Genomic DNA, 12,582 nt, shown 5'->3' on the forward strand with positions numbered 1-12,582 from the left:
GGACGCCGGCCGAGACCGGTGGGTGATCTTCCGGTGACCTACGACACCACGTCCTTGCGCGCGAAACCGCGGAAGGCCAGCGCGAACAGGACCAGGGCGTACGTTATGGAAATCGCCGTGCCCTGGATCATGCCGGACCACTCGGGAGTGGGCTGTACGGCGTCCGCCCACGCGAACTGCCAGTGCGCGGGCAGGAAGTGACGCCAGTCGCCGAGCGCGGTCACCGCGTCGAGGACGTTGCCGACGATGGTCAGGCCCACCGCGCCGCCGACCGCGCCGAGCGGGGCGTCCGTCTTGGTCGACAGCCAGAACGCCAAGCCCGCGGTGACCAGTTGGGACACGAAGATGTAGGCCACGACCACCAGCAGGCGCTGCGCGGCCGTCCCCGTCTCCAGCGAGCCGCCGGTGGGGATCTGCAGCGGACCCCAGCCGTAGGCCGCCGTGCCCACTGCCAGCGCGACCAGCGGCAGCAGGACCATCGCGGCCAGGCTGAGGCCGAGAGCGACCACGAGCTTGGACCACAGCAGCCGGATCCGGGGCACGGGCGCCGCGAGCAGATAGCGCAGGGAGGACCAGCTGGCCTCGGAGGCCACGGTGTCCCCGCAGAACAGCGCGACGGGGATGACCAGCAGGAAGCCCGCGGAGACGAACAGGTTGACCGCGGCGAAGTTCGCGCCGGACGCGGTGGCCGTGTCCATCAGGGTGATCCGGTTGCCGCCGGCGTCCGGCTCGCCGCCGATCGCGAACGCCGCGACCAGGACGAACGGGAGCACGGCGAGGATGCCGAACATCACCAGCGTCCGGCGGCGCTTGAGCTGGCGGACCAGCTCGACCCGCACGGGCAGGGTTCGGCCCGCCCGGTACCCGGAGGCGACCTCGGTGCGCGCAGTGCTCTGGGCGAGTGTGCTCATGCGGAGCCTCCGATCAGGGTGAGGAAGGCGTCTTCCAGGCGGCGGTGGGGGCCGACCGACTGGACGGGCACCTCGAGGCGGACGAGTTCGGCGACCAGGCGGGTGGCGCTGCCGTCCGCGTCGAGGCGGACCAGGAGTCCGTCGTCGGTGCGCACGGCCGAGGCCACGCCCGGCAGGGCGGCGACCTTCTCGGCGACCGGCTCCTCCACGGCCGTGGCCGTGCCGACGAGCAGGGTGTCGCCGGAGCCGATGATCTCGCCGACCGGGCCCGCCTGCACCAGGCGACCGCGGTCCATCACCACGAGGTGGGTGCAGGACTGCTCGACCTCCGCAAGGAGATGGCTGGAGACGATCACCGTGCGGCCGGCGGCCGCGTAGCGGATCATCACCTCGCGCATCTCGCGGATCTGGGGCGGGTCGAGACCGTTGGTCGGTTCGTCGAGGATGAGCAGGTCCGGCAGGCCGAGCATGGCCTGGGCGATGGCCAGGCGCTGGCGCATGCCCTGGGAGTACGTGCGCACCGCGCGGGCCAGCGCGTCGCCGAGGCCGGCGATCTCCAGTGCCTCGTCGAGGTGGGCGTCCTCGGCGGGGCGGCCGGTGGCCTGCCAGTACAGCTCCAGGTTCTCCCGGCCGGACAGGTGCGGCAGGAAGCCCGCGCCCTCGACGAAGGCGCCGACGCGGGACAGGACGGGGGCGCCGGGGCGAATCGCGTGGCCGAAGACCCGGATCTCGCCGGCGTCGGGCTTGATCAGACCCATCAGCATGCGCAGGGTCGTCGTCTTGCCCGCGCCGTTCGGGCCGAGCAGGCCGAGGACCTGGCCCTTCTCGACCCGGAACGACAGGTCCCGTACCGCGAACCGGTCCGGCGAGCCGGCGTACCGCTTGCTCAGGTCGGTGATCTGGAGCGGGACTTCGGCGAGCGCGGGGTCGGGTGCCGGGGAGGCGGTGCGGCGGCGGGCGGTCAGCAGCAGGGCCAGGGCGATGACGGCGCTGGTGATCGGCAGCCACCACACCCAGGACGGCAGGGGGGCGGCAGCGGTGCTCACGGCGGGGGCCGTCGGGACCGTCAGGTCGTCCTTCAGGGAGACGGTGTACGTCGCCGGCGCGGCCGGGGAGGCGTAGCCGAGGTCGGTGGAGGAGACGACCAGGCGCAGGCGGTGGCCGCTCTCGATGTCGTGGTCGACGGCCGGAAGCGTGAGCGTCACGTCCTTGCCCGCCTTGGCGTCCTCGACACGCAGGGGCGTGACCAGCTGGGACGGCAGCACCTGGCGGGTGCCGTCGGCGCCGACGTCGTAGACCTTCGCGAAGAGGACCGCGTCCTCGCTGGTCGACTTCACGTGGACGGTCGCCTTGGGGCTGCCGGTGATGCGCAGGTCGTCGGTGACCGGCGCCGACTCGAAGGCGGCGAACTGGCCCGGGAACTCCAGGGAGACGCCGACGCCGAGGGAGGACAGCTGGGCGAGGCCGCCGGAGCCGCCGAGGCCTGGCAGGGCGGAGACGGCGGGCGGGCTGGCGCCGGCCGGGTTGGCGAAGCTCTGCTCGCCGCCGCTGAGGACGACGGCCTTCGGGCCGCTGTCCAGGCCGGGGTAGGCGTCCGCGCTCGCGCCCCGCAGCAGGGCCTGGCCGTCGGTGGAGTCGACGCCTCCGGTGCGGGTGACCCGGAAGGCCGGGCCGGTGTCGGCGCTCTTGTCGTCCTTGAGGTACCGGTCGAACCAGGACTTCACCCGGCCCTGGATCCGGGCGGTCTCCATGTCGCCGCCGTCGTGGCCGCCGGAGATCCAGTCGACGTCGACGGGGGCGCCGTTGGCCTTGATCGCCTTGGCCGCCTGGTCGGCCTGGCCGAGCGGGAAGAGGGAGTCGGACTGGCCCTGCATCAGCAGGGTCGGCACCTTGATGCGGTCGCCGACGGCCGACGGCGAGCGCTCCTCCAGCATGCTGCGGGCCTGCGCGTCCGGAACGCCGGACTCGGCGACCCGGTCGTACATCTCGCAGATCTGCTTCTCGAACTTTTCGCAGCCGCCGGCCGAGTTGACGAAGATGCCCGCCCAGAGCTTCTTGAACACGCCGTTCGGGAAGAGGGCGTCCGCGAGGTTCCAGTACGTGATCGCCGGGGCGATGGCGTCCACACGGTCGTCGTACCCGGCGGCCAGCAGGGAGATCGCGCCGCCGTAGGACCCGCCCGCCATGCCGACGCGCGGGTCGCCCTTCTTGTCGAGCTCGACCTGGGGCTGCTTAGCCAGCCAGTCCAGCAGCCGGGAGACGTCGGCGACCTCGCCCTTCGGGTCGTTCAGGCCGACCTCGCCGGTCGAGCGCCCGAAGCCGCGCGCCGACCAGGTCAGGACTGCGTACCCGTCCCGGGCGAGGTCCTCGGCCTGCCGGCGCACGTCGTCCTTGCTGCCGCCGAATCCGTGCGCGAGCAGGACGGCGGGGCGGCGGCCGCCGGATCCTGACGTGAAGTACGAGGTGTCGACGCGCACCCCGTCGCCCATGTCCATGACCCGGTCGGCACTGCGCAGCGGTGGCGCGTCGTCGTCGGCGCCGGCCGTCCATGTCCCGGCACCGGCGAGGACGACGACGGAGGCCGCGACGGCGATCCACCGACGCGGCCTCCGCACACGCCCGCGCAGTCCGGGCAGTCGAAGATCCATGTTTCAACGGTACGGGGTGAACCTGTCGGCGAGTTATCGACCGAGGGCTGAATCCCGGGACCTTCCCTGGGGGTACGGCGGGGGTTTTGTCTACCGCGTTCGTGGTACGGCGGGTGGAGTCCGGGCCGTCCCCCTGGAGCCGTCACCTCTGGAGGGGTGACTGCTCGTCCGCCGGTATCGAGACCAGCCAGCGGGTGTCCCGGCGCGGGCGCAGGTACAGCGCCCAGTACAGGGTGGCCACCGCCGTGATGCCGCCCGTCCACAGCAGATAGGTCGTCTCCTGCCGGCTCAGGATGTACAGCAGGACCACGATCAGCAGCACCGGCATCCCCGGCCACAGCGGCATCCGCCACGCCGGTGTGTGCCGGTGCGGGGTGCGGCGGGAGGCCAGGGCGGCGAGGGCCACCAGCAGGTACATGCCGGTCACCGAGACGCCCGTCACGCCGTACAGGGTGTCGAGGTTGACGAAGCACAGGGCCGCGCCGGGCACGCCGACCGCGAGGGTGGCGACCCAGGGGGAGCCGAAGCGGCCGAGCTTGGCGAGGACGTTGTTGACCGGCTCGGGCCAGGCCTTGTCGCGGGCCGAGGCGAACAGGACGCGGGAGTTCTGGATGACCATGACGATGCCCGCGTTGATGATCGCCAGGGCCACGCAGAGGCTGACGAAGGTGCCGACCGCGGAGTTGGACCAGGCGGTGACCATGGTGCCGATGTCGCCGCCGGTCAGCTCCTCCAGGTTCGACGCGCCCAGGGTGATGGCGACGACCGGGACCAGGATGATCACGGCGGAGATGGCGAGGGTGGCGAGCACCGTGCGGGCGACGTTGCGGCGCGGGTTCTCCAGCTCCTCGGAGAGGTAGACGGCGGTCGAGAAGCCCTGGGTGACGAAGAGGGCGATGGCGAGCCCGGAGACGATCAGCAGGGCCGTCACGGTGTCCGCACGGCCGTCCGCGCCGGCCACCTCCATCGAGACCAGGCCGGCGGGGCCGCGCTCGGCGTGGGCGAAGCCCAGGACCGCCACGACGGCCGCCGCGATGACCTCCAGGACCAGGAAGACCCCGGTGATCCAGGCGTTGGCGCGCAGGTCCAGCAGTCCGGCGAGGGTGGCGAGCAGCATGACGCCGGCGCCGGCCATGGCCGGGTCGAGGTGGACGATCGGGGCGAGGTAGTCGGCGGTGCCCATCGCGATCACCGGCGGCACGATCATGACGACCAGGAGGGACAGCACGAAGACGAGCCAGCCCGCCAGCCGTCCCGCCAGCGTGGACACCATCGCGTACTCGCCGCCCGCGCTGGGGATGAGGGTCCCCAGCTCCGAGTAGCAGAACGCCACGGCGACGCAGAGCAGGGAGCCGATGGCGATCGTCAGGGCGGTGGCGGTGCCGAGCGAGCCGAACAGGTCGGGGACGACCACGAAGAGGGTGGAGGCGGGCGTCACGCAGGAGAGCGTGAGCAAGGTGCCGCCGACCACGCCGATCGAGCGCTTGAGCTTCTTGGGGCCGTCCGACGCCTCGACGACGGCGCCCTCCGCAAGGGTGAGGGTGTCGGTCACGAGGGGGATGCAACATCGACGGAAACCGTCACGTCAATGGGTGTTCACCTACGGAATCCGTGGCCGCATGCCATCAATTCGCGCGTTAACGTCGCGTCAAGGCTGAGGACGCCGCGACTTCGGGGCGTGCGGGAACCGCAGCGCGGGCGCACAAAAAAATGGGGCCGTCCGCATCGCGGACGGCCCCTGAGGGCCGGCGTCAGTGGTTGCGCGGGAACCCGAGGTCGACGCCGGAGGGCGCGTCGGCCGGGTCGGGCCAGCGGGTGGTGACGACCTTGCCGCGGGTGTAGAAGTGCGTGCCGTCGTTGCCGTAGATGTGGTGGTCGCCGAAGAGCGAGTCCTTCCAGCCGCCGAAGCTGTGGTAGCCGACGGGGACCGGGATCGGGACGTTCACGCCGACCATGCCGGCCTCGATCTCCAGCTGGAAGCGGCGGGCGGCGCCGCCGTCCCGGGTGAAGATCGCGGTGCCGTTGCCGAACGGCGAGCTGTTGATCAGCGCCACGCCGTCCTCGTACGTCTCGGCGCGCAGCACGCACAGGACGGGGCCGAAGATCTCGTCCTGGTACGCCTTCGCGCTGGTCGGCACCTTGTCGAGGAGCGAGATGCCGATCCAGTGGCCGTCCTCGAAGCCGTCGACCGTGTAGCCGGTGCCGTCGAGGACGACCTCGGCGCCTTCCGAAGCCGCGTTGGTCACGTACGACGCCACCTTGTCGCGGTGCACGGCCGTGATCAGCGGGCCCATCTCGGACGTCGGGTCGTTGCCGGGACCGATCTTGATCTTCTCGGCGCGCTCGCGGATCTTCTCCACGAGCTCGTCGCCGATGGAGCCGACCGCGACGACCGCGGAGATGGCCATGCAGCGCTCGCCGGCCGAGCCGTAGGCCGCCGACACGGCCGCGTCGGCCGCCGCGTCCAGGTCCGCGTCCGGCAGCACCAGCATGTGGTTCTTGGCGCCGCCGAGCGCCTGCACGCGCTTGCCGTTGGCGGAGGCGGTGGTGTGGATGTAGCGGGCGATCGGCGTCGAGCCGACGAACGACACCGCCTTGACGTCCGGGTGCTCCAGGAGGCGGTCGACGGCCACCTTGTCGCCGTGCACGACGTTGAAGACGCCGTCGGGAAGGCCTGCTTCCGCCAGCAGCTCGGCGATCCTGATCGACGCGGACGGGTCCTTCTCGCTCGGCTTGAGCACGAAGGTGTTGCCGCACGCGATGGCCATCGGGAACATCCACATCGGCACCATGGCCGGGAAGTTGAACGGCGTGATGCCCGCGACGACACCCAGCGGCTGCCGGATCGAGGAGACGTCGACGCGGCTGGCGACCTGCGTCGACAGCTCGCCCTTCAGCTGCACGCTGATGCCGCACGCCAGGTCGACGATCTCCAGGCCGCGCGCCACCTCGCCGAGGGCGTCGGAGTGCACCTTGCCGTGCTCGGCGGTGATCAGCTCGGCGATCTCGTCGCGGTGGGCGTCCAGCAGGGCGCGGAACTTGAACAGGATCGAGGTGCGCTGGGCCAGCGAGGACTGGCCCCAGGTCAGGTACGCCTCCTTGGCGGCGGCGACCGCGGCGTCCACCTCGTCGACCGAGGCGAACGCGACCTTCGTGGTGACCGCGCCGGTCGCCGGGTCGGTGACCGGCCCGTACGTGCCCGACGCGCCTTCGGCGGTCTTGCCGCCGATCCAGTGGTTGACGATCTTCGTCATGACCGGTTACTCCTTCACTCAGGTTCGCCTCACGATGTCCGCGCCGGTCATGCGGGCCAACCTGCTTTTCTGCCGGGGGTCCGGGGGTTGTCCCCCGGGAGAATCAGCACAGATGGCGGCGTCGGGTCGAGACGTGCCGTTCGTACAGCTCACGTGCCTTGACCGCCGACGGCCTGGTCGCGGTCTCGGCCACGGGAACATCCCACCAGGCCTGTGCGGGCGGCGCGCCCGACACTGTGTCTGCCGTTTGGGTCTCGACGTAGACACATGTGGGAGTGTCGGCGGCGCGCGCCTCGGCCAGTGCCTCGCGGAGATCGCCCACGGTCTTCGCGCGCAGCACGCGCATCCCCAGGCTCGCCGCGTTGGCGGCCAGATCCACCGGGAGCGGGGGCCCCGAGAACGTGCCGTCCTCCGCACGGAAGCGATACGCGGTGCCGAAGCGCTCCGCACCCGTCTCCTGCGACAGACCGCCGATGGACGCGTACCCGTGGTTCTGCACGAGTACCACCTTGATCGCGACGCCCTGCTGCACGGCGGTCACAATCTCCGTCGGCATCATCAGATACGTGCCGTCCCCGACCAGCGCCCAGACGTTGCGCTCGGGCGCGGCCAGCTTGACGCCGAGCGCGGCCGGGATCTCGTAGCCCATGCAGGAGTAGCCGTACTCCAGGTGGTACTGGTCCCGCGAGCGCGCCCGCCACATCTTGTGCAGGTCGCCGGGGAGCGAGCCGGCCGCGTTGACGATGATGTCGCTCTCGTCCACCACCGCGTCCAGGGCCCCGATGACCTGCGGCTGCGTCGGCCGTACGTCGATCTCGTCGGCCTCGTAGCAGGCGTCGACGCGCTGCTCCCAGCGTTCCTTGTCCTCGGTGTACTCGGCGATGTAGCCGTCGGCGACCCGGTAGGCGTGCATGTCCAGGGCGGCGGTCAGCTCCATCAGGCCGCTGCGGGCGTCCGCGATCAGCGGCATCCCGGCGAGCTTGTGGCCGTCGAAGGGCGCGATGTTGAGGTTGAGGAAGCGCACGCCGTCGCCGGCGAAGAGGGTGCCGGAGGCGGTCGTGAAGTCCGTGTACCGCGTCCCCACGCCGATCACCAGGTCGGCGGTGCGGGCGAGCTCGTCGGCGGTGGCGGTGCCGGTGTGGCCGACCCCGCCGACGTCCTGGGGGTGGTCGAAGCGCAGGGAGCCCTTGCCGGCCTGGGTGGAGGCGACGGGGATGCGGGTGACCGCCGCGAACTCGGCGAGCGCCTCCTCGGCGCGGCTGTGGTGGACGCCGCCGCCCGCGACGACCAGCGGCCGGCTCGCCGCCCGGACCGCCCGTACGGCCTCGGCGAGTTCGGTCGGGTCGGCGCCCGGCCGGCGGACGACCCAGGTGCGCTCGGCGAAGAGGTCGTCGGGCCAGTCGTACGCCTCGGCCTGCACGTCCTGCGGCAGGGCCAGCGTCACGGCGCCGGTCTCGACGGGGTCGGTGAGGACCCGCATGGCCTGGAGAGCCGACGGGATCAGGGCTTCCGGGCGGGTGATCCGGTCGAAGTACCTGGACACCGGGCGCAGACAGTCGTTGACCGACACATCGCCCGCGTACGGCACCTCGAGCTGCTGGAGGACGGGGTCGGCGGGGCGGGTGGCGAAGGTGTCGCCGGGGAGGAGCAGCACCGGCAGGTGGTTGACGGTCGCGAGGGCGGCGCCGGTGACGAGGTTGGTCGCGCCGGGACCGATGGAGGTGGTCACGGCGTGGGTGGCCAGGCGGTTCGACTGGCGGGCGTAGCCGACGGCGGCGTGCACCATCGCCTGTTCGTTGCGGCCCTGGTGGAACGGCATGGCGTCGCCGTACTCGACGAGCGCCTGGCCGATCCCGGCGACGTTGCCATGGCCGAAGATGCCCCAGGTCGCGCCGATCAGACGCTGCCGCACGCCGTCGCGCTCGGTGTACTGGACGGACAGGAAGCGGACGAGCGCCTGTGCGACCGTGAGCCTCGTCGTTGAGGTCATCGGTACCCCTCTGTGCTCTCTACGTGGTCCGGGTGGAAGCAGGTCCGCCGCTCCCCTCGCCGGTGCGGACCTCCGTGAGGACGTCGGATCCGCCCTCGTGCGAGGGGAATACGCGCTGCCGCCCGAAACCGTTCGGGCCGTCGATGTAGAAGTGGCCGCCCGATGTGATCATCCCGACGGGGACCTCCGGCGCGGGGCCGTAGCGGGCGGGGAGTCTTCGCTCGCACTTCGCTCCTGCCAAAGCAAAGCGGCCACCCGCGCCGGAGGCGATCTGTGCCCGGGCTTCACGGGGTACGTACGCGAAGTCGGTGACTCCACTGAATACGCCGTCCCTGCCCAGGAGTTGGTACTTCCCGTACTCGATGTCCACGGTGCATCCGTCGTTCAGCGGAAGCACGGTCCATTCACTGTCGCGGTTCGTCATGAGGCCCTCACAGCAGCCCTACGGCGGTGTCGACGGCGGCTGCCACGTCCCCGTCCGCCGGGTAGAGCAACGAGCGGCCCACCACCAGGCCGCGCACGGTGGGCAGCTGGAGAGCACCCCGCCACTTCTCGTATGCCCCGTCCTGGTCGTCGCCGACCTCGCCGCCGAGCAGAACGGCCGGCAGCGTGGAGGTCCGCATGACCTCCGCCATGTCGTCGGGGTTCTCGGTGACCGGGAGCTTCAGCCAGGTGTAGGCCGAGGTGCCGCCGAGGCCGGAGGCGATGGCGATGGACTTGGTGACGGCTTCGGCGGACAGGTCGTTGACGACCTTGCCCTCGGGGGTGCGCCGGCTGAGGAACGGCTCGACGAAGACCGGGAGCCGGCGGGCGGCCATCTCGTCGATCGCGCGGGCGGTGGACTCCAGGGTGGTCAGGGAGCCCGGGTCGTCGTAGTCGATGCGCAGGAGCAGCTTGCCGGCGTCGAAGCGCAGCCGCTCGATGTCCTCGGCGCGGTGGCCGGTGAAGCGGTCGTCGAGTTCGAAGCGCGCGCCTTGCAGGCCGCCACGGTTCATCGAGCCCATGACGACCTTGTCGTCGAGCGCGCCGAGCAGCAGCAGGTCGTCGAGGACGTCGGCGGTGCCGAGGACGCCGTCCACGCCGGGGCGGGACAGCGCCAGGCACAGGCGTTCCAGCAGGTCGGCGCGGTTGGCCATGGCCATCCCGCGGCCGCCGACGCCGAGGGCGCCGCGGGCCGGGTGGTCGGCGGCGACGATCATCAGGCGGCCGTTGTCGCCCAGCAGCGGCCGGCGCGTACGGCGGGCCGCGGCCTCGGCGACGGCCTCGGGACGCTGGGTGCGCAGCCGGACCAGTTCCGCGATGTCGACGGTCACTTGACGGCTCCCGCGGCGATCGCGGCCTCGATCTCGTCCGGTGTCGGCATCGCGGAGGAGCACTCCAGGCGGGAGGCGACGATGGCACCGGCGGCGTTGGCGTGCCGCATGATCTTCTCCAGCTCCCAGCCGGCCAGCAGTCCGTGGCAGAGGGAGCCGCCGAAGGCATCGCCGGCGCCGAGGCCGTTGAGCACGTTCACGGGCAGCGGCGGCACCTCGGCCTGGTCGCCCTCGCTGTTCACGGCGAGGACGCCCTTGGGGCCCTGCTTGACGACCGCGATCTGCACGCCCGCGGCCAGCAGGGCGCGGGCGGCGGCGTGGGGCTCGCGCACGCCGGTGGCGACCTCCACCTCGTCGAGGTTGCCGACGGCGACGGTGGTGTGCTTGAGCGCCTCGGCGTAGAAGGGGCGGGCGGCGTCGGGGTCGCTCCAGAACATGGGGCGCCAGTCGAGGTCGAAGACGGTGACGCCGGACTTGGCACGGTGCGCGAGGGCCGCGAGCGTCGCGGTACGGCTGGGCTCCTCGCTCAGGCCGGTGCCGGTGACCCAGAAGATCCGGGCGTCACGGATGGCGTCGAGGTCGAGCTCGTGGGCGTCGATCTCCAGGTCGGGGGCCTTGGGCCGCCGGTAGAAGTACAGCGGGAAGTCGTCCGGCGGGAAGACCTCGCAGAAGGTGACCGGGGTGGGCAGGCCGGGGACCGGCGTGACCCAGCGGTCATCGACGCCGAAACCCTTCAGGGCCTCGTGGAGGTAGGTGCCGAAGGGGTCGTCGCCGGTGCGGGTGATCACCGCGGTACGGCGGCCGAGGCGGGCGGCGGCGACCGCGACGTTCGTCGCCGAGCCGCCGAGGAACTTCCCGAAGGACGTGACCTGCGGCAGGGGAACGCCGGTCTGCAGCGGGTAGAGGTCCACTCCGATCCGCCCCATGGTGATCAGGTCGTACGCCATCGGCTTCCCTCGGTCTCCCTTGTCACGGCTCGCGTGGCGACGCCGGCGCGCGCTCGCGGTGCGTCGGGTCTCTTCGGTTTTGTAGCCCTGGTCGGGGAGGCCTGTCAATGTTTTGTCCAGACATTCGAACCATACGCTTACGGGCTGGCGCGCGCCCGGCCACCCCTGGCGTCCCTGGCAAGGCGCCACGCCCCCGCGCCCGCCTTTGCGTCACCTGTGTCACAAAGGCACCTTTCCTGTCACACATGTCCCGTGTACGCGGTGCTTGCGTCACACCTGGCGCACAGGCCCTACCCCGTTCTCACGTCGGGTCGTTGACCGGACACAGGCTTAGTGATCGCCAGCGCAGCGCACGGTCCCCCCGACGACCAGCCCCCGGTCGCCACCGCGGCGCGCGCGGGGAGGTGTCACCGATGACCGACCGAAGGCTCTGGTCGTACAAGGAGATCGCCGCGCACATCAAGGTGCAGCCGGACACCGTGCGGTCGTACCGCAAGCACGGGCTGCTGCCGCCGCCCGACCATGTGGAGGGCGGCAAGCCCTTCTGGTACGCGGACACCGTGCGGGCCTGGGTGGCGTCCCGGCCGGGCAATCGAGGTCGCAGATCGGACTGACCCCTCGGAAAACCAGCTGTGCCCCACCCTTGGCGTGGGGCACAGTCGCCCCATGAGCGACTTCTCCGAGAAACCCGTACTGCGCGGCGAGAAAGCGCTGTTGCGCCCGTTCACCAAGGAGGACGTGGCCGGGATGGCCCGGATTCTGTCCGACCCCGAGGTGATTCGGCTCACCGGCAGTCCGCGGGAGGAGTTCGGGCTGGACGAACTGCGTGCCTGGTACGAGAGCCGCAACGACCAGGCCGACCGGCTCGACCTCGCCCTAGTGGACCGGGCGAGCGGCGAACTCGTCGGCGAGGCCGTCCTGAACGACTGGGACAAGGACAACCGCAGCTGCAACTTCCGCATCCTGATCGGCCCGGACGGACGCGACCGCGGACTGGGCACGGAAGCCGTCCGGCTGATCGTGGGCCACGGCTTCGAGCAACTCGGGCTGCACCGCGTCTCGTTGCACGTCCTGTCCCACAACCCCCGGGCCCGGCGCGCCTACGAGAAGGCCGGCTTCGTCGCCGAGGGTGTCGACCGGCAGTCGGTACGGCAGTCGGGCGAGTGGATCGACGAGGTGCGGATGTCGATCCTGGCCCCCGAGTGGGCCGCCCACCGCGGCCACCCGGACACCACCCTCAGCTCCACGCCCGGATGACCGTCACCCCCGCCCCCGGCACCGACCCCATCGCCCTCAGCGCCGCCGGCACCGCCTCCAGCGGAATCGCCGACGTCACCCGCAGATAGCGGACGGCGATCCTGACCCCCGAGTCGGCCGCCCACCGCGGCCACCCCGACACCACCCTCAGCCCCACGGCCGAATGACCGTCACCCCCGCCCCCGGCACCGACCCCATCGCCCTCAGCGCCGCCGGCACCGCCTCCAGCGGAATCGCCGACGTCACCCGCAGATAGCGGACG

At 71.6% G+C, this 12,582-nt stretch carries 9 protein-coding genes and 1 pseudogene; 2 read left to right on the top strand and 8 right to left on the bottom strand.

What is annotated here, in order from left to right; all coding sequences use genetic code 11:
* Positions 1-38: 38 nt before the first annotated feature.
* The 8 genes and pseudogenes from ACIRD7_RS12555 to iolC form a co-directional block, all read right to left on the bottom strand.
* Positions 39-911 carry an ABC transporter permease gene (locus ACIRD7_RS12555; protein ID WP_403452761.1) on the bottom strand — a complete coding sequence of 291 codons (873 nt, stop codon included), beginning with the start codon at positions 909-911 and terminating at the stop codon, positions 39-41.
* Positions 908-3,559 (bottom strand): CocE/NonD family hydrolase, encoded by a 2,652-nt coding sequence (locus ACIRD7_RS12560; protein WP_403452763.1) that lies wholly within the window; start codon positions 3,557-3,559, stop codon positions 908-910. Before ACIRD7_RS12560 ends, ACIRD7_RS12555 begins: the two co-directional genes overlap by 4 nt.
* 142 nt (positions 3,560-3,701) lie before the next feature.
* On the bottom strand, positions 3,702-5,111 hold the full coding sequence (locus ACIRD7_RS12565; protein ID WP_403452764.1) for an APC family permease: 1,410 nt from the start codon (positions 5,109-5,111) through the stop codon (positions 3,702-3,704).
* A gap of 199 nt (positions 5,112-5,310) precedes the next feature.
* On the bottom strand, positions 5,311-6,813 hold the full coding sequence (gene mmsA / locus ACIRD7_RS12570; protein WP_403452766.1) for a CoA-acylating methylmalonate-semialdehyde dehydrogenase: 1,503 nt from the start codon (positions 6,811-6,813) through the stop codon (positions 5,311-5,313).
* Positions 6,814-6,916: 103 nt separating this feature from the next.
* On the bottom strand, positions 6,917-8,803 hold the full coding sequence (gene iolD / locus ACIRD7_RS12575) for a 3D-(3,5/4)-trihydroxycyclohexane-1,2-dione acylhydrolase (decyclizing) (protein WP_403452768.1): 1,887 nt from the start codon (positions 8,801-8,803) through the stop codon (positions 6,917-6,919).
* A pseudogene (locus ACIRD7_RS12580) lies at positions 8,800-9,224 on the bottom strand (5-deoxy-glucuronate isomerase); the annotation flags it as partial. The gene iolD and the pseudogene ACIRD7_RS12580, both read right to left, overlap by 4 nt.
* Before the next feature lie 10 nt (positions 9,225-9,234).
* Entirely contained in the window at positions 9,235-10,116 is an 882-nt protein-coding gene (locus ACIRD7_RS12585) for a deoxyribose-phosphate aldolase (protein WP_403452770.1), read from the bottom strand.
* On the bottom strand, positions 10,113-11,063 hold the full coding sequence (gene iolC, locus ACIRD7_RS12590; RefSeq protein ID WP_403452771.1) for a 5-dehydro-2-deoxygluconokinase: 951 nt from the start codon (positions 11,061-11,063) through the stop codon (positions 10,113-10,115). Before iolC ends, ACIRD7_RS12585 begins: the two co-directional genes overlap by 4 nt.
* Before the next feature lie 413 nt (positions 11,064-11,476).
* Between iolC and ACIRD7_RS12595 the strand changes: the two genes are divergently transcribed.
* Positions 11,477-11,677 carry an AlpA family transcriptional regulator gene (locus tag ACIRD7_RS12595; protein ID WP_302000589.1) on the top strand — a complete coding sequence of 67 codons (201 nt, stop codon included), beginning with the start codon at positions 11,477-11,479 and terminating at the stop codon, positions 11,675-11,677.
* A 52-nt stretch (positions 11,678-11,729) separates the two neighbouring features.
* Positions 11,730-12,320: a GNAT family N-acetyltransferase gene (locus ACIRD7_RS12600; protein WP_403452772.1), complete on the top strand. Its 591-nt coding sequence runs from the start codon at positions 11,730-11,732 to the stop codon at positions 12,318-12,320.
* The last annotated feature ends 262 nt before the right edge of the window (positions 12,321-12,582 follow it).

Origin of the sequence: Streptomyces sp. NPDC093568 (genome assembly GCF_044764945.1) — a bacterium.
Lineage (GTDB): Bacteria > Actinomycetota > Actinomycetes > Streptomycetales > Streptomycetaceae > Streptomyces.